The sequence below is a fragment of the Mesorhizobium sp. NPDC059054 genome, assembly GCF_042739215.1.
GTDB lineage: Bacteria > Pseudomonadota > Alphaproteobacteria > Rhizobiales > Rhizobiaceae > Mesorhizobium.
Map to the genome: position 1 here is coordinate 648131 of NZ_JBHYHV010000001.1, position 17124 is coordinate 665254.

Annotated in this window: 17 protein-coding genes; 11 read left to right on the forward strand and 6 right to left on the reverse strand. The window is 61.4% G+C overall.

Going from position 1 to position 17124, the window contains the following annotated elements; all coding sequences use genetic code 11:
• Positions 1 to 67 precede the first annotated feature (67 nt).
• The 3 genes from ACFWXH_RS03065 to ACFWXH_RS03075 all read left to right on the forward strand — a co-directional run bounded on the left by ACFWXH_RS03065 (position 68) and on the right by ACFWXH_RS03075 (position 2978).
• Complete coding sequence (locus ACFWXH_RS03065) at positions 68 to 1747, forward strand: ATP-binding protein (protein WP_379118940.1); 1680 nt, start codon at positions 68 to 70, stop codon at positions 1745 to 1747.
• A complete protein-coding gene (locus ACFWXH_RS03070) occupies positions 1722 to 2537 on the forward strand; it encodes a peptidoglycan-binding protein (RefSeq protein ID WP_379117409.1) in 816 nt (271 codons plus the stop codon). The genes ACFWXH_RS03065 and ACFWXH_RS03070 overlap by 26 nt, the downstream gene beginning before the upstream one ends.
• Before the next feature lie 93 nt (positions 2538 to 2630).
• The gene (locus tag ACFWXH_RS03075) at positions 2631 to 2978 is read left to right on the forward strand and encodes a DUF1491 family protein (RefSeq protein WP_054308876.1); all 348 of its coding nucleotides are present in this window, start codon (positions 2631 to 2633) and stop codon (positions 2976 to 2978) included.
• Here the strand turns inward: ACFWXH_RS03075 and ACFWXH_RS03080 are convergent.
• The 4 genes from ACFWXH_RS03080 to ACFWXH_RS03095 form a co-directional block, all read right to left on the reverse strand.
• The gene (locus ACFWXH_RS03080) at positions 2965 to 3888 is read right to left on the reverse strand and encodes a hypothetical protein (protein ID WP_379117411.1); all 924 of its coding nucleotides are present in this window, start codon (positions 3886 to 3888) and stop codon (positions 2965 to 2967) included. The genes ACFWXH_RS03075 and ACFWXH_RS03080 overlap by 14 nt on opposite strands.
• Positions 3889 to 4311: 423 nt before the next feature.
• Complete coding sequence (locus ACFWXH_RS03085) at positions 4312 to 4860, reverse strand: DUF1254 domain-containing protein (protein ID WP_379117413.1); 549 nt, start codon at positions 4858 to 4860, stop codon at positions 4312 to 4314.
• On the reverse strand, positions 4853 to 5437 hold the full coding sequence (locus ACFWXH_RS03090) for a DUF1214 domain-containing protein (protein ID WP_379117415.1): 585 nt from the start codon (positions 5435 to 5437) through the stop codon (positions 4853 to 4855). The genes ACFWXH_RS03085 and ACFWXH_RS03090 overlap by 8 nt, the downstream gene beginning before the upstream one ends.
• Before the next feature lie 73 nt (positions 5438 to 5510).
• The gene (locus ACFWXH_RS03095; protein ID WP_379117417.1) at positions 5511 to 7667 is read right to left on the reverse strand and encodes a transglycosylase domain-containing protein; all 2157 of its coding nucleotides are present in this window, start codon (positions 7665 to 7667) and stop codon (positions 5511 to 5513) included.
• A 271-nt stretch (positions 7668 to 7938) separates the two neighbouring features.
• Between ACFWXH_RS03095 and ACFWXH_RS03100 the strand changes: the two genes are divergently transcribed.
• Complete coding sequence (locus ACFWXH_RS03100) at positions 7939 to 8382, forward strand: GNAT family N-acetyltransferase (protein ID WP_379117419.1); 444 nt, start codon at positions 7939 to 7941, stop codon at positions 8380 to 8382.
• A gap of 8 nt (positions 8383 to 8390) precedes the next feature.
• On the opposite strand, the gene ACFWXH_RS03105 is transcribed toward ACFWXH_RS03100, so the two are convergent.
• Positions 8391 to 9185, reverse strand: a complete 795-nt coding sequence (locus ACFWXH_RS03105; RefSeq protein WP_379117421.1) for an SDR family NAD(P)-dependent oxidoreductase — start codon at positions 9183 to 9185, stop codon at positions 8391 to 8393.
• A gap of 336 nt (positions 9186 to 9521) precedes the next feature.
• Here ACFWXH_RS03105 and ACFWXH_RS03110 point away from each other — a divergent pair, with 336 nt between their 5' ends.
• From ACFWXH_RS03110 to ACFWXH_RS03120, 3 genes are all read left to right on the forward strand, one after another.
• Complete coding sequence (locus ACFWXH_RS03110; RefSeq protein WP_379117423.1) at positions 9522 to 9914, forward strand: winged helix-turn-helix transcriptional regulator; 393 nt, start codon at positions 9522 to 9524, stop codon at positions 9912 to 9914.
• A 324-nt stretch (positions 9915 to 10238) separates the two neighbouring features.
• Positions 10239 to 11399, forward strand: a complete 1161-nt coding sequence (locus ACFWXH_RS03115; protein WP_054308867.1) for a porin — start codon at positions 10239 to 10241, stop codon at positions 11397 to 11399.
• Between the two features lie 304 nt (positions 11400 to 11703).
• Complete coding sequence (locus ACFWXH_RS03120) at positions 11704 to 12885, forward strand: P1 family peptidase (protein WP_379117426.1); 1182 nt, start codon at positions 11704 to 11706, stop codon at positions 12883 to 12885.
• Between the two features lie 61 nt (positions 12886 to 12946).
• Here ACFWXH_RS03120 and ACFWXH_RS03125 read toward each other — a convergent pair whose 3' ends face one another.
• Entirely contained in the window at positions 12947 to 13723 is a 777-nt protein-coding gene (locus tag ACFWXH_RS03125) for a pyrroline-5-carboxylate reductase (protein ID WP_379117428.1), read from the reverse strand.
• 233 nt (positions 13724 to 13956) lie between these two features.
• Between ACFWXH_RS03125 and ACFWXH_RS03130 the strand changes: the two genes are divergently transcribed.
• The 4 genes from ACFWXH_RS03130 to ACFWXH_RS03145 all read left to right on the forward strand — a co-directional run bounded on the left by ACFWXH_RS03130 (position 13957) and on the right by ACFWXH_RS03145 (position 17117).
• On the forward strand, positions 13957 to 14370 hold the full coding sequence (locus tag ACFWXH_RS03130) for a DUF3168 domain-containing protein (RefSeq protein ID WP_379117430.1): 414 nt from the start codon (positions 13957 to 13959) through the stop codon (positions 14368 to 14370).
• 285 nt (positions 14371 to 14655) lie between these two features.
• Entirely contained in the window at positions 14656 to 14958 is a 303-nt protein-coding gene (locus tag ACFWXH_RS03135; protein ID WP_379117432.1) for a hypothetical protein, read from the forward strand.
• A gap of 67 nt (positions 14959 to 15025) precedes the next feature.
• The gene (locus ACFWXH_RS03140) at positions 15026 to 15691 is read left to right on the forward strand and encodes a response regulator transcription factor (RefSeq protein ID WP_054308864.1); all 666 of its coding nucleotides are present in this window, start codon (positions 15026 to 15028) and stop codon (positions 15689 to 15691) included.
• A 46-nt stretch (positions 15692 to 15737) separates the two neighbouring features.
• Entirely contained in the window at positions 15738 to 17117 is a 1380-nt protein-coding gene (locus tag ACFWXH_RS03145) for an ATP-binding protein (protein WP_379117434.1), read from the forward strand.
• Positions 17118 to 17124 lie beyond the last annotated feature (7 nt).

A 17124-nucleotide genomic window follows, 5' to 3' on the forward strand; every position in this document is an offset into this window, starting at 1 on the left:
CGACGCCGTGGCCGCTGGCTGCGAGCGCCTCGTGCACACGTCCGTCATCGACCCAGTGGCGCGCCGTATGCAACGTCGCTTCATCGGTCTCATGCTTGCGGCACCTTTCCTGGCCGCGAGCATGGCGGTGGTTCTGGTCACGGCAAGGCTTGGCGCCGGCGTGACCGTGGCCACCATCTTTGCGATCTTCGGTCTCTCCTGGTTCATGGCGCTGTTGGTTGCCGCCACCGGACGGCTCGTGCCATCTGCGGGTGTTGCACTCGCCACCGCATCCATTGGCCTGGCGGGTTTGATCGCGGCAGGCGGTGGACTTGCCTCGCCGCTGGTCGTCCTGGCGCTGGCCCTCCCGGCAGAAGCTTTTTTCGTTGTCAGCAAGCGCCGCGCAGCCGGATTCGGCATTATTGCGGCCCTTGCCGCAATCGCCGTTCAGTTTGCGCTGATGCCGTTGTTGCCGGCGGCAGCACCTGCAGCCTGGCATTGGCTGTTTCCGATCGCCTGGATGCTCACCTTGTTGCCGCTCGCCCGTGGACTTGGTCAGGCTCTGGCCTCTCGCGAGACGGTGCAGGAGCAGGTGCGCCTCGAAGATATTATCGACGCCGTCGTGTTGCGCATGGGCCAGAACGGAGAGGTGCTGGAGGCGTCTTCCCAGTCGCGAGCCCTGCTGAAGCTTGCACCGGAACTGCTTTCGGGCACCGGATTGTTCGACCGCGTTCATCTGGCCGATCGCGTTGCCTATCTGTCGGCATTGGCCGATATGCGCGAAGGTGCGGCGCTGCGCCGAGTTGAACTGCGCATGCGTTTGCCGAAGGGCGACGCCGCTGATGTCGGCGCCAACCACAGGCCGTTCCTCCTGGAACTGATGCGCGCAGGTGATGACATCGTCGCGCTGTTGCGTGCCAATGACGAGACCGTCGAACTGAGGGAAGCGCTCGATACCGCGCGGGAATCCGCAGCCGGTGCCGATGTCGCCAAGGGCCGTTTCCTGGCAGCCGTCAGTCACGAGCTGCGCACGCCGCTCAATGCCATCATTGGCTTTTCGGACATGCTGCTCAATGAGATATTTGGCGGCTTCAAGGACCCGCGTCAGAAGGAATATGTCGAGCTCGTGCGCGATTCCGGCCAGCATCTTCTGGCAGTGGTCACCTCGATCCTGGATGTCTCGCGCATCGAATCGGGTGCCTATTCGGCGCAGCCTGAACCTTTCCGCTTCGTCGATGCCGTCGAGATGTGCCAGTCGATGATGCGCATTCAGGCCGAGACCAAGCATATCAAGCTGACCGCGCAGATCCCGGCCGATGCCGGAGAGATCAATGCAGATCGCCGCGCCGTGCAGCAGATACTGATCAACCTGACCTCGAACGCCATCAAGTTCACGCCGGATGGCGGTGCCGTGTCGATCGGCGCGCGCCGGCTTGGCTCGCGGCTGCATTTCTGGGTGAGCGATACCGGCATCGGCATCGCCGAAGCCGACCTCTGCAATCTCGGCAAGCCGTTCATGCAGATCCAGAACGACTATACCCGACGCTTCGAAGGCACCGGGCTTGGCCTGTCCTTGGTGAAGGGGCTGGTCAGTCTGCACGACGGCACGATGTCGATCGAGAGTGCGCCAGGTGAGGGCACCAAGGTGACGATCAGCCTGCCTGTGGATGGTCCGAAGGGCAGTGCGGCCAAGCCGACGGTTCTGCCGCTTTCGCAGCCCAGGAACGAAAAGGAGGTCGGCCTTGGCCCGCTCCGCAAGACAGCCTAAGAAGGGCGCGCGAGCCAAGCAGCGCCCCGGGATGCTGCAGGCTGGAACCGCGGCGCTGGGCGAGGCTATCGCCAACAATCCCGTACTGGTCGGCGGCTCGACGGCCTTCTTGGTGACGCTGTTCTATGTCTCGGCCAATGCGCTCTGGTACCAGCCCGGCCTGCACGCCGGTGCCTTTTTCGCCACGCGCAGCTACCAGCATTTTCCAGTGCCCACGCAAGTGGAGCCGGAAACGACGATCAACATCGAGCGCCCCGAACCACAGGCGTCCGCTGGGCAGGACACGGCATCTCCGGCCGCGGTCGTGGCCAAGAGCGACCCGATCGTGCAGCGCGTACAGGGTGTTTTGAAAGACATCGGCTACTACGATGGCACGCTCGATGGACTGACCGGACCTGCGACGCGCAAGGCGATCGAGGCCTATCGACAGAAGATGGGGCTGCCCGTTTCCGGCAACATCGACGAGGCGCTGCTCGACCAGCTTGGCATCGCATCCACCACTGCATCCGTGGTGCCGCAGCCGGCGCCGCGCAACGAGGTGACCGGTGCCGTAGCCAGGCAGCCTGCTACGAACGCCGCGCAGGATCAGCAGAAACTCAACGCCCGCATCGTGAAGATCCAGGCCGGCCTGCGGGCCTTCGGCAACAACGATATCAAGACGGACGGCGTCATTGGTGGACGTACAAAATCCGCTATCCGCGAGTTCCAGGCACTTTTCGGCCTGCCCGAAACCGGCGAGCCGGACGAGGCGGTGTATGCCAAGATGCGCGAGATTGGCCTGACGAACTGACGTCTTCCCCGCTGGACAGCGGCGTGTGCCCTGCTACAGCAATCAATTCATGACCAGATTCAAACAATATGGTCTCCGGTGCGGAGACCGAACATGCGCGTAACCACCGACCTTTGGGTATCGGCGCTTGTGCGCCGGGTTTTCTCCTCGACGGGCTTCGCTGCGGTCATCCAGCGCGGGGCGACGGAGGCCGGGGCTGTCTTTGTGCTGACCCGCGATCGGTTCGGCGAGGTGACGCTGTTCGGTCCGGCCCCACAAACCAGTTATGACGAAGCCAGGCCGGACGAGCGCTTGTTCGGCAGGCTCGAAACGACTCTCGATGAAGGGGTCGTCAACACCAGACTGGAACGGGAGCGAAAATTCGATCCCGACATTTGGGTGGTCGAGGTCGAGCCAGGATCGGTACCGATCGAAGACTTGATCGCAATCAGGACTTCTTGAGATTCTTGCCGAATTTCGGCTGCGCAACGACGGGCTTGTCGGAATTTGCCGTCGTCTGCCGCGCATCGCGCAGGCCGGGCGACATGGCGTCAAGTTGCCATTGGCTGAGCTGGTTGCGCGCCGCATCGATCGGCAACAGCCGGTAGCGATCGAGAAAAAGGCGGATCGCCTGTGGGTGCGGGAACTGTTGCGGAAAGACGGCAACAGCGATCAGAAACGCATGGTCCTCGCCAAGCTCGAGCACCTTCAGTGCCGAAAGCAGTCGCGCATAGTCACTGGTCACCACAATCGAATGAGCGGTGGCGAAGTCGATCCGCAGCGCATCGGCCAAGGCAGTCTGGAAAAAAGCCAGATTTCCGCTTAGCGCGGTCTCGCGCAGTTTCGAATAAGGGGTCGTATCTCGCGCTGCGGCTGACGCCCCCATCATAGCGCGCAGCCGGTGGCGAACATCCTCGGCCGCCTCACCGGGCTTCGGCTTGGCGTGTTCCACTGTCTCGTCGACGGCAGTGCGCGTCACCGCCAGCTTCGGCCTCTCCAACGCGCGGATCAGATGGGCGATGGCCGGGTTGAGGTCCTTGCGGCGACCGATCGCCCGGGCGTGCGGGAGACCGTGTCGGCTGATCAACGCGATGAGGTCGACATCACTGAGCACAGCCGAACGGATCAGCAGGGGCGCCGCGACATCGACCTTGCTTTCGGCCAGACGCAGTACCAATTGCCGCGGTGCATATTCGGTTTCGGACAGCGCCGCAGCACCGAAACGCAGCGCCTCGTCGGGGACCTCGTCGAAAAGGGGCAGGGCGAGATCTTCCAGCTGTGCGATTTCGCGCCGGGAAGGACGCGGCAGCGAGCAGAACGCCGAAATCGCGGCGCGAAACAGCCGTTCGGCCTTTCGCGTTTCGGTCCGCATAGCGATTTGCCGGAAATCGGAAGAAGACACGGGTTACGCCTGTACAATTCACACGAGCCGCCTTCGTTTCTGCCGGAACCGCTCCGGGCGGAGAAACGCGCGAACAATCTTCAAATTAGCCGCGATCCGTTAGCGCTACGTTAACCCTCTGAGAGCCTAATCACAGAAGGAGGCGTTGCGTTTGTGCTCTGGGTAAACCTGAGAGGATACGCGAACCATGGGACAGGTCCTGTCTTTTACGCCGCGGAATGCGGCACCGAACAGACTTCCACGCAATGCTGATACGGCGGCTGCCGTGATCATCTTCCCGGGAGTCCGCTATGAGCGGCCGCAGGAAGCAATGCCGGTTGTCGCGAGCATCGAAGCCGGTTCGCAAGGCACGCCGTCACCCAAGCCGCGTCACTGAGCGGGGAGACTTTCGGATCAGAATTGCTGCAGATCGCAGGAACTCTGGCTAAGGAATTTCGTCACGGCCGGCCGCCAGCTTTCGTCAGGCACGAATGCGCGCAGCACGACGATGCCTTCCTCGATTGGGGCTTCGACGAAAATCGACCCTTCGAACCCATCCGGCAATGCCTTGCGCATTTCGATCATCTGCGCTGGCGTGAGCACAACCGCATCCATCTGCCCGTTGGTCGCGCTACGGTCGTTGAAGCTGTAGATGTTGTGGCCGTTGCGGTCATAGACCGAAACCGACCAGAATGGCAGCGCGCCAGGCGCGGTCAGCTGCACCATGCCGTCAGCGAGGTCGAAGCGACAGGCGGCAGCGGCAAACAGCGGGTCGATCGACTTGATTGGGGCAGCGCTGCCAGGCTCGGCATCGAGCCGGGTCATGGTATAGAAATCCGCCTTCATCGACAGGTTCGACCAGGCGTCGCGCTCGGAAAACTCCGGCACCAACAGAAGTACGACGATATGGACGATGGCGGCGCCGATCAGCCCGATGACGATGGCGTGGAGAAGCTTACCCATTGCAGCCGACCTTGACGATGACCGGCAGCTTGATGTCGGAAAGCCCGGTCGAGGCAGCAATCGGCGTGTCGTAGAAATTCAGCACGAAACGCAGCGGTCCCGTGCCATTGACCGGCAGCCAGTTGCCAGGGGCGGCGTTCGGAGCCACCGTGATGATGGCTGAATTGTCGGCCTGACGCAGAATCTCGTACGAGTGCAAGGCTGCCTGATGCGGTCGGCCCGATGCGATTGGATCGAGTGCCTGGTCTGCAACATGCAGTGTCCAGAAGCGTGCGGTCGGAGTGCCACCTTCGATCGTGTAGCTGCAGTCACGCCGCAATCCCTCACCGCTGGAATCGGCCTCGGCGATGAACGACAGGCCTTCGGCGCGGCCAAGGGTCAGCGCGCCTTGGCGTGCGACACGCGCCTGCGAATAGGGGTCGGCGTCCAGCGTGCCGATGTCAGGGAAGGCCGTCCATGGTCCGATACGGATGGCGCCGCCGCCGCTCTGGGCATCGAGCGTATACCAGACGCTGCCACCACCGAGTCCAATGGCGATGGCGAGTGCCAACAGCGTCAGCGATGCGTTCTTCAGCATGAAGGCTCGTCAGGGCAAGGGTTCATGGCGGCGTAACGGCGGGGGGAGGGCCGGGCGGATTGCAGAACAGGCGTCACAGCGCCGAGAGCTTTTCAGGCGTGGTGGATGGAACAAGCGCAGGTGCGCCCTCGAAGGTTTTGGAGAGCGCGCGCAGCGTCTGCGTGGTGCGGCTGGAGAGCACCGGCGGGCGTTCCGCTGCGATCCTTGCCTCGTCTTCCGCCGCCTGCTTCTTCTGTGCTTCTTCGGCTTTCGCCGCCACTGTCTTGTCGACGAAAGGCTGGTCGATTCCGGGAATTGGTTTCAGGTCGATGTTCTGGTGGGCGTACACCATCATCCGCTGCCAGATCATCGCCGGCAGTGTACCGCCGGTCATGTCGTTGGTGGGGCGGAAGTCGTCATTGCCCAGCCATACGGCCGCCGTATAGTTGCCGGTGAAACCGACATACCAGGCGTCCCGGTAGCTCTGCGTGGTGCCGGTCTTGCCTCCCGACACGATGTTGGGCAGCGCAGCACGGCGCGCCGTGCCTATGACGGGCACCTGGGTCAGCATCGCGTTCATCGAGCGAAGCGCCTGTTCCGACAGCACACGGCGAGGTGCCGGAGCATCCTTGGCCCAGTCGTATACGACTTCGCCGGTATGGGTGACGAGCTGGGTAATGCCATGGCGGGTTCCGACATAGCCGTTTTGGGCAAAGACCGAATAGCCGGTCGCCTGATCCATCACCGTCATGCCCGAGGTGCCGAGCACCATGGTCTTGTGCGATTCCAGCGGCGATTCAACGCCCATCTCCTCGGCCATCTTCTTGATCGGAGGAATCGACAGCGAGTCCTTGGCGAGCCTGACCGGCACGGTGTTGATTGACCTCACGAAGGCATTGAGCAACGTGATCTTGCCGCCGAAACTGCCGCTGTAGTTCTTCGGCGACCAGTTGCCCCAGCTGATCGGTCCGCTCGAGACGACCGACTCCGGCGTGAAGCCGTGTTCCATGGCCGTCGCGTAGACATAAGGTTTGAAGGACGACCCGGTCTGGCGCAGCGCCTTGGTGGCACGATTGAACTGGCTGGCGCCGTAGTCGCGTCCTCCGACGATGGCGCGCACCGAGCCGTTGGTCTCGATGACCACCACTGCACCTTCGGTGACACGGTATTCCTTACCGTATTGGCGCAGATGGAACTCGACCGATTCTTCGGCTGCATCCTGGATGTTGGCGTCGAACGTGGTGTGCGCAACCAGCGAATGCGTGCCTTTCGGCGCGATCTTCTTGACCTCGTCGAAGGCCCAGTCGAGGAAGTAATCCGGGCTCTTGCGCTCGCCGCGGTCGACGACATTGGCCGGGTGCAGCCTGGCCTGCAGCACCTGGCCTTCCGACATGAAGCCGCTGTCGACCATATTGTTGAGTACGACATTGGCGCGGGCGCGCGCCGCCGGCAGGTTGATGTGCGGCGCATATTTGGTCGGTGCCTTGAACAGGCCGGCGAGCATCGCTGCTTCCGCTAGCGTCAGATCCTTCACGCTCTTGCCGAAATAGAAGTCCGCCGCTGCCTCGATGCCGAAAGTGCCGCCGCCCATATAGGAGCGGTCGAGATACAGCTGCAGGATCTCCTTCTTGGAAAGGTTGGCTTCGAGCCACAATGAAAGGAAGGCTTCCTTGACCTTGCGTTCCAGCGTGCGCTCATTGGTCAGGAACAGGTTCTTGGCCAATTGCTGGGTGATGGAGGAACCGCCCTGCACGACCGAATTGGCCCGCACGTTTTCCGTCAGCGCGCGCGCCAGCCCGAGGAAATCGATGCCGTAGTGTTCGAAGAAGCGCCGGTCCTCCGTGGAGAGCACAGCCTTGATGACGTGATCGGGCATCTGGTCGACCGGCACGGAGTCGCGCTGGATGATGCCGCGCTGACCGATCTCGTTGCCGTAGCGGTCGAGGAAGGTCACAGCGAAATCGCCCTGTGCACGCCAGTTGCCCGATGTTTCCTGAAACGCGGGCAGGGCAAGCGCGAGCAGCGCGACGGAGGCGCCGGCACCAAGCGTAAAGCCCTCCGACAGAGCCTCGATCAGCCAGCGTCGCCAGCCCGTGACCTTGAAGTGACGAAAGAAGATCGTCGCCGCTTCCCAGAACTCGCCGGCGCGATAGCGCAGTTTGTAGAGGCTGGAGTCCAGCCAGGCATCGAGCGACAGGAACCAGGCTGCGATCGGTCCTCTTTTCTTACGCGGTTCCTGGGGGATGTTCATCGAGGCCGGTTACACGCTTGCGATGGGTTGCGCCGTAGCGCCAGTATACTCGTTTGCCGCGCAATCAGGAAACGCGGCCGGCTCCATTTCGGATGCCGAGCCGACTATTCGTCGATTGCAGCGGCACTGGCAAGGGCCTCGCCATTGGATGCGCGAATGGTGAAGAGACGGTAAAGGGGCAGCATTATCCAATGACGCAGACAGGAGCGGTCACGCTGTATCGCGCCGTCCGCCTCCTTGCCCAATAAGCCGCAACTGGCGATAAGGGCGCATGACAACATCTCCAGACAGTCAGCCGGATCATCCTCTGCCGCATTTCGAATGGCGTGGCGTCTTCGCGAATGGCGAGTTGAATGCGCTGCATGCCGAATGTTTCGAACATGCGGTGTTCCACGATGATTGGTGGGCGCAGGTCAGCCGCTTCAGTCTGGGCTGGGTGACGATGCGGATCTCGGGGCGAGGCGCGGGCGAACTTGTCGGCTTCGTCAACGTCGCCTGGGATGGCGGGGTGCATGCCTTTCTGCTCGATACCATGGTGCGTCCGGCACATCGCCGCCGAGGCCACGCATCGGAACTGGTGCAGGTCGCTGTCGACAATGCCAGGGCCGCGCGCTGTGAATGGTTGCACGTCGATTTCGACCCGCATCTGCGCGACTTCTACTTCCGTGCTTGCGGGTTCAAGCCGACCGACGCGGGGTTGATTCAGCTGCGGTAGCGGCCTGCTTATCCGGCGCTCAGCCCGTCGACATAGGTCATGCCGGAATTGGCAACCAGCGAGCCGCCATCCACCGCATAGACCGCGCCGTTGACGAAGGAGGACGCCGGCGACAGGAGGAAGGCGATAACCTCCGCAGCTTCCATTGAGGAGCCGGCGCGCCGCTGCGGAACGTGTTCGCTGACCTTGGCGTAGGCTGCTTCCAGATCGGTGCCGATTGGCAAAGCGCGCATTTCCTCATCGGCCATCTCGCTGCGGATCCAGCCGGGCGCAACGACATTGGCGCGCAGGCCATGGCGCGCATATTCATAGGCGAGGCATTTGATGAACTGGCTGATGCCAGCCTTGGCTGCCGAATAGGCCGAGATGCCAGGGCCGGTCTGTACCGCGCCCACCGAACTCACCGCAACCACGGCACCGCGACTGGTCAGAAGATGCGGCAGCGCGGCCTGGGTCATGACGAAAGGCGCCGTCAGATTGACCGCGATCTGCCGCTCCCAATCCGCGATGGGCAGCTCTGCAATCGATGCGGACAGGATGATGCCGGCATTGAGGACAAGGCCGTCCAGACGCCCATGACGTTCGACGGTTTGCGTCACCAGGTTGCGCACGGCGTCGTGGTCGGTGACATCCATGGCAATGGAGTCCGCTCCGGTGCGCGCCGCGACCGTGTCGAGGGCATCCTTCCGACGTCCGCAGATGACGACGCGGTGGGAGTTCGCAAGCCGTTCAGCGACGGCGGCGCCGATGCCGCTGCCACCACCGGTGACGATCACCACGGGCTTGCCATTGTCAGCCTGCATGGCCTGCTCCTTTTCGAATGCGGATCAGCCTAGCAGGCCGCCTGGCGCAATCCTGTCGTCCTCAAGGATGATCCGGATCCCGAGATCGTATGTTGGCCTTTGGTTCAGAGGGCGGTTTGCGTTGGTGCAGTTGTTTGGAAGGCGGCGTTCGAAATGCCGGTGGACCGATCGGGCGTCAGACCAGAAGTCGTAAGCGGTTGGGCAGGTCCTGTTGCCGTCTCCGGCGATGGGATCAAGGGCAAGGCCGGGAAAAAACCTGAAAATTGTGAGGGAACCAAAGCAGCCTGCGGCTGTTACTGCGCGTGTTCCAAGGGGGGAGCAGATCAGGAGACAGTTATGAACACTCACGTCACCGACCGTTTGGCCGTCGATGGCGATGCGATGTTTGAACTTTTCTCCGACAAATGGACCCTCATCGTCCTGAGGCAGATCTACCTCGACGGAGGTGCGGCGCGGTTCAATGCGCTCAAGCGTCAGGTGGAAGGCATCAGCCAGAAAACCTTGACGCAGTCCTTGCGGCGGCTTGAGCGCAACGGGCTCGTCAATCGTCATCTCGTCGACACCACGCCGCCCGGCGTTGAATACAGCCTCACCGCACTGGGCAATTCTCTGAAATTGCCCCTCAGCGTGCTGCGCGATTGGTCCGAAAACAACGCGCACGCGATCCATCACGCGCAGCAGATTTTCGATCAGAAGCAGTCCAAAGCATCTCGATCCATGGTCGCCTGAGCGATTGTGTCTTCATTGCAACATGAATGAGGCACTATTGGCGTGGATTGATGTCGCCGTTTCTGGTATGGAAATTGATACTATTCCATAAAAATTTCTCGATATTTCAAATTTTACAGCGAAATCAGCATCTTGAATTTTCGTAGTACCCATTTGGATACTTACATCTAATTTGGAATGTTACAGATCGGTAACATTTTTGTTATCGAGATCATCGCCACAAATTATGCATAGTCCGGCCCGTTCGGATCGGGAACTTCCGGCGGCGTTTTTTGCTCGCGACTGGGGGAACTTGACGGTCCTAAGCACGAACAGGGGATATCAGTGAAAATCCACACCCTTCTTCTCGGCTCGGCAGCGGCTTTGATTGCCGTTTCCGGCGCTCGCGCCGCCGACGCCGTCGTCGTCGCAGAGCCGGAACCGGCAGAATACGTCAAGATCTGCGACGTCTACGGCGCCGGCTATTTCTACATTCCAGGCACCGAGACCTGTCTGCGTATCGGCGGCTACGTCCGTTACGATGCCGGCTTCGGTGATATTGGCTCCTTCGACGGCGCCAAGACCCGCGATCGTCTCGACGGCGATGAGCAGGACACCTGGCAGAAAAACGCTCGTCTGGCCCTGCGTACCTGGACCGGCCAGGAAACCGAGCTCGGCACGCTGAAGACGTTTACCGAGACCCGCTTCAACTTCGGCAACCGCGATGGCAGCGGCGAAGCCGGCAACAAGGGCGACATCCAGCTGAAGTGGGCCTGGATCCAGCTCGGCGGCCTGCGCGTCGGTAAGGACGAGTCGGCCTATGACACCTTCTCGGGTTATGCCGCCAACGTCATCCAGGATACGCTGGTTCCTTACGGCGAGTTCGATACCAACCTGATCAGCTACACCTTCGACGGCGGCAACGGCTTCTCGGCACTCGTCTCGCTGGAACAGGGTTCGGGCAGCTACGATACCTACGTCAAGGACGGTGACGGCAACTGGGTCTTTACCGATGACAATGACCAGACGATCGACAGCTACGTTCCGAACGTCGTGCTCGGCGCCAAGTACACCCAGGGTTGGGGCGGCATTTCCGGTGTCGTCGCTTACAACAGCTCTTGGGAAGAGTGGGCCGGCAAGATTCGCTTGGATGTGAACGCCACCGACCAGATCTCGCTGTTCATCATGGGCGGCTACGGTACCGACGATAATATCTACCGCAGCTTCTACAAGCCATGGGGCGGCAACTGGGCCGTCTGGGGCGGCGGCACCTACAAGTTCAGCGAGAAGACCTCTTTGAACGCCCAGGTGTCGTATGACGAAGGCGAGACCCTCGGCGTCGCCGTCAACGTCGCGCACCAGCTGGTTCCGGGCTTCACTGTCACGGCCGAAGTTGACTACGTCAACGAAGGCAAGTTCGGCGATGCCGACTATCGCGGCAGCTGGTCCGGTGCCGACAAGGACAGCAGCGTCGGCGGCATCCTTCGCTTCCAGCGCGACTTCTAGGATATTTCTCCTTTAGCGGGTGCCGGCTTGACCTCCAGTCATTCGCTCTTTTTATCGAGGTGAAGATTTCACCGAAGATTGGCCCGGCCTCTGGTCGGGCCAATCTTTTTTGGTGAGATTGCGGTCCCGAATTGCGGATCTGCCGTGCTGGCTCCAGCCTTGGTCCAGAATCCCCCTTTGCGTTGACGTTACGTCAATCGTGATTGCCGCTTCCATTCCCTGATGGCGATATGTACCCGTCGCTCGGTTGATCGACAGATCAAAGGAGGACTGAGCGCGTTTTCATGAGAGTGGAGGAGACACTATGGAACGTGCAAACAGGACTTTGGTCGGGGCGATGTGCGGCATCGCTCTGGCCGTGAGCGCGGCTGCCGCGGCGGCGGCCGAGAAGCCCCGCGCCCGCGATCTCGGCATTCCGTTCGAGGGAACACCGGGGCCCAACAACGCCATCACCGACGTGCCGGGCGTCGCGGTCGGCTATTCGACGATCATCGAGGGCGAAGGCAAGATCGAGGTCGGAAAAGGGCCGGTGCGCACCGGTGTCACCGCGATTATGCCGCGTGGCAAGGCGTTCGGGCCATCCTTCGCCGGCTGGTATTCGCTGAACGGCAATGGCGAGATGACCGGAACGACCTGGATCGAGGAAAGTGGTTTCCTCGAAGGCCCGGTGATGATCACCAACACGCATAGCGTTGGTGTCGTGCGCGACTCGGTGATTTCCTGGGAAGCCGAGAACAATCTCGTCGGTCCGCATTTCCGCGATCTCTACTGGCGGCTGCCCGTGGTGGCCGAGACCTGGGACGGCATCTTGAACGACATCAACGGCATGCATGTGAGGAAGGAGCATGTGTATGCCGCGCTGGACACGGCAAAATCCGGTCCGATTGCCGAAGGCAATGTCGGCGGCGGCACCGGCATGAACCTTTTCAATTTCAAGGGCGGCACGGGCACGGCCTCTCGCAAGTTGTCGGCCGAAGATGGCGGCTACAATGTCGGCGTGCTCGTCCAGGGCAATTTCGGTTCGCGCGCCGACCTCACCATCGCCGGTGTTCCGGTGGGCAAGGAGATCACCGACCTCATGCCTGACGTGTCATGGAAACGTGAGGAGGCGGGTTCGATCATCGTTGTGGTGGCCACCGACGCGCCGTTGCTGCCGCATCAATTGAAGCGTCTCGCCCGGCGCGTACCACTCGGCATCGCCAAGACCGGTGGCTATGGCGGCAACGGCAGTGGCGACATCTTCATCACGTTCTCGACCGCCAATCCCGAGGCTTTCAACCAGGAGAAGAACACGACGGTCGAGATGGTCTCCAACGACAAGATGAATCCACTCTTCCATGCTACTGCCGACGCCACGGAAGAGGCGATCGTCAATGCCATGGTGGCGGCCGAGACCATGAAGGGTCGCGACGACAACATCTCCTTCGCCATCCCGCATGATCGTCTGCAGGAAGCGCTGAAGAAGTACAATCGCCTGGAGAAATAAGGCTGTCTGAAGGGGCCCGGCCCGGTGCAGGGTCGGCCCCCTTCATCGGGACCTGCGCGACTTACGCCTGCGACGCCGTGATGCGCTTGTGCACGCCGTCCAGGCTCGCGTTGAAAGTCTCGAACAGCCCGGCGTTGGTCAGTTCGCGCAGGATCTGCTCGTTGATGCCGCCACGCGTGGCATAGTCCTGCGACAGATGCACGAAATCGGCTTCAGGCGCGGTGTCCGGTGCATTCGCCAGCGCCTTGAACAGGGCCGCGATGTAGTCGCGCCCCCTGGCTTCGTCGACGCCCTGGCCACGCAGCCAGGCATGGATCGTATCCAGATATTTGAAATAACTGGCATAGGTTGCCGTCACGACGCTGAGGGCATCGAATTCCCGTGCATCCTCGACCTCGACTGCCTTGCCCAGCTTGCCGAAGAAAGCCGCGATCTCGGGATCGGGCGGGCAGATGATGGTGGCGCCTTGCCTGAGAGCAATCATCGGCATCGGCAGTGCCTTGGTCAGCCTGTGTGCCGGCGCAACCAGCTTGCCAATCTCCTGCAGGGAAAGCGTCGCGATCAGGCTGACGATGTGATGGTCCGGTCTGAAGCGCAGCGACGGGATCACTTCATGCGCGTTCTGCGGACGAACGGCCAGCATCGCTGTGTCACTGCCGTCGAGCACTGCCTGATTGTCGGGCGCCACCTGCACATCCTCGAACCGAGAGGCGAGACCCGACGCGATCTCCTCGTTGCGAGGCGACAGAAGGACCGACACCGCATTGTCGGCGAACGATTTCAACCCGGTGACGATCGCTGCGGTAAGCGCGCCCGTGCCGATGAAGCCAAGTTTCATGTCATGCTCTGTACAGCTGGTTAGGATCGAGTCGTCGACGACCATAGTCGCGGCAGCCATGCGGGCAAGGGTTCAAAGTTTGGCTTTGTCGGCGCTGCTCACAGCGATGGACAGACAGCCCTGACGCTCTGGCTGGAGCGCATCCGGTCTGGCAGAGGCCATCGAAGGCGGATACGCTGTCGTCGATGACGAAGAAAGGACAGCCTCGTCGGACGGTAGGAGAGCGGGGAGCGATGGGCACGAGCCTTGCCGCCGAGCTGCAGAAGGCACTGTTCGACCTGCTGAAGGGCGATACCCAGCTGACGGCGGCGTTGGGTGGGGCGAACATTTTCGAGCAGGTGCCGGCCAATGTCATCTTTCCATATCTCACCTTCGGCCGCACCAGCATCTACGACTGGAGCACAGCCACCGAGAGCGCTTCGGAGCAGTTGCTCACGCTGCATGTCTGGTCGAAAGCCAAGAGCAAGCAGGAGACGCAGGCGATCCTGCGGCTGATCCGGCAACGGCTGGATGCCGGGTCGTTGGCGCTGGGAAGCCATCATCTGGTCAACCTCCAATTTGAATTCTCCGAAATCCGCTACGACGACGATCTCTCCGTCCATCATGGTCTCGTCCGCTATCGCGCGATGATCGAGGATGCTGCCTGAATCCATTCGCAAGACCTTGAATCGTATTCTCAGCACCATCCGCAAAGACATGCGGATGGCCGTCTATCCTATTGTTTTTCCGTGGATCTCGCCGGATGCATAGACCTGTCGGCATTGGCCGGTGCATCGCCACAATGAAGCGGGGCGTCGCCCTGCTTCATGCTTTTTTGGAGGGCGGTTGTCGGCTATGGATCGGATCGGTTAAGGTCGCGCGGTTCGGTGGAACACAAGACATTGCGGCCGGTGTTCATTTCGTGTTCAGCCCCGGTGCGCTAAAAAGGCGCCATGAACAGGTTCCGCTTCCTTCTCCGGTCTTCTGTGCTGGCGCTTGGCGTCGGCGGACTGCTGATTGTTCCGCCGGCAAGCGCGCTGCCGATCTCGTCTCCTGCCTATACCAAGCAGGTCGTGACCGTTGCCGCTGACTGCTATGCGATCGGCCAGGAAGTCGCCGCCCAGAACGGCGGCACGCTCGCCAAGGCTTCGTCCGCCACCCGCGGCGGGCAGGCGGTCTGTGTGATCGTCGTGCTCGTGCCGGGCAAGGATGGTGAACGTCCGCGACGGGCCGAGATGGTTGTCCCGGCAGGCTGAGCAGTCATTTTCTGCGACCCGGAATCGGCTTATATCCAAACAATCGAACAGAACGACACGAGGCAGGATGCGCGTACTGGTGGTCGAGGATGACAAGGAACTGAATCGGCAACTTGCCGAATCGCTTGTCGATGCCGGTTACGTGGTCGATCGCGCCTATGATGGCGAGGAGGGGCACTATCTCGGCGACACGGAGCCCTATGACGCCGTCGTGCTCGACATCGGCCTGCCGCAGATGGATGGCATCAGCGTTGTCGAGCGCTGGCGCCGCGACGGCCGCAAGATGCCTGTGCTCATGCTGACGGCGCGCGATCGCTGGAGTGACAAGGTTTCCGGCATCGACGCCGGCGCCGACGATTATGTGACCAAGCCTTTCCACATCGAAGAAGTGTTGGCGCGTGTGCGCGCTCTTATCCGTCGCGCAGCCGGGCACGCCTCTTCCGAGCTGAGCTGCGGACCGTTGCGTCTGGACACCAAGGCCTCCAAGGCGGACGTTGACGGGGTGCCTCTGAAACTCACTTCGCATGAGTTCCGCCTGCTTGCTTATTTGATGCATCACATGGGCGAGGTGGTGTCGCGCACCGAACTGGTCGAGCATCTGTATGACCAGGATTTCGACCGCGATTCCAACACGATCGAAGTTTTTGTCGGCCGGCTGCGCAAGAAGATGGGCGTAGACATGATCGAAACCGTGCGCGGCATGGGCTACCGCATGCGTGAACCGGAGGCGTGAGGCGGAACCGCTTGCCACCACCAAACGGACGAGGAAAAGGGCGCCGTTGCGTTTTTGGCTGCGCTCGCTGACGTTTCGTGTCGTTGCCTTCTCCTCGATCTGGGCCGTATTGACGCTGGTGGTCATCTTCACGCTGATCACCACGCTTTACCGGCAGGCCAGCGAGCGTGGTTTCGACAGCCTGCTCTCAGCGCATCTGTTCAACCTGATCGGTTCTGTCGGTATTTCCGACAAGGGCGTGCTGATAGGCGCGCCGGACCTCGGTGACCTGCGTTTCTCCGAGCCGTATTCGGGCTGGTACTGGTCGGTCGAACCGGCCTCGGAAGGCGTTAGCGGTCATCTGCGCTCATCGTCGATGATGGCGCAAACTCTGCCTTCGCCAAGCATCAGCGAGGTGCCGTTCAACTCCAGCTTCCAGCGCAGCTATTCGACACGAGGGTTGAAGGACGAGAGACTGCAGGTCTTCGAGAGCGAATTCGTGCTCGATGCGAAGAACCACATTGCCCGTTTCAGGGTGATGGGCAACAAGAGCGAGCTGGAGGAGGAAATCCGTTCCTTCCAGGGGCGCCTGCTCACCTATCTGTCGTTGTTCGGCGCCGGCATGATCGCCATCAATGCCATTGCCATCCTGCTCGGTCTGCAGCCACTGCGGCGTGTTCGAGCTGCGCTCGCCATGGTGCGCGAGGGAACGGCGCAGCGGCTTGGGGGTAATTTCCCCTCCGAAATCGAGCCGCTCGCCAACGAGACGAATGCGCTGATCGAGAACAACAAGCGTATTGTCGAGCGTTCGCGCACCCAGGTCGGCAATCTCGCCCACTCGCTGAAGACGCCGCTTGCCGTGCTCCTGAACGAGGGACGGGCACTGGGTGGCTCAAAGGGCCAGTTGATCACCGACCAGGCAGCGTCAATGCAAAAGCAGGTCGAACATTATCTCCAGCGTGCGCGCATCGCTGCCCAGCGCGATAGCGTCGTCTATCGCACGCCGGTGGCGCCGTTGGCCGAGCGCATGGTGCGTGTAATGCAGAAGCTCAATCCCAAGGTTTCGCTTTCGCTTTCCTCGCCCTCGGAGCCCATCATCTTTGCCGGTGAGCGTGAGGATCTCGAGGAGGTCATGGGCAATCTGCTCGAAAACGCGATGAAATGGGCGCGTAATGGTGCCAAGGTCACCGTGAGACCATTTGTTGCGGCTGGCGACGGTGGGGATCATTTCGAAATCTTGATAGAAGACGATGGTCCGGGCATTCCGGAAGACAAGGCGCGTGAGGCCCTGCAGCGCGGCAAGCGCCTGGACGAAACCAAGCCTGGGACAGGGTTGGGGCTGGCCATCGTGGCCGACTTGATCAAGGAGTATGGAGGTACGCTGGCGTTGGAGCGCTCGTCACTTGGCGGACTGAAGGCGATCGTGCGCCTGCGCAGTGTCCAGTGAAGAACGT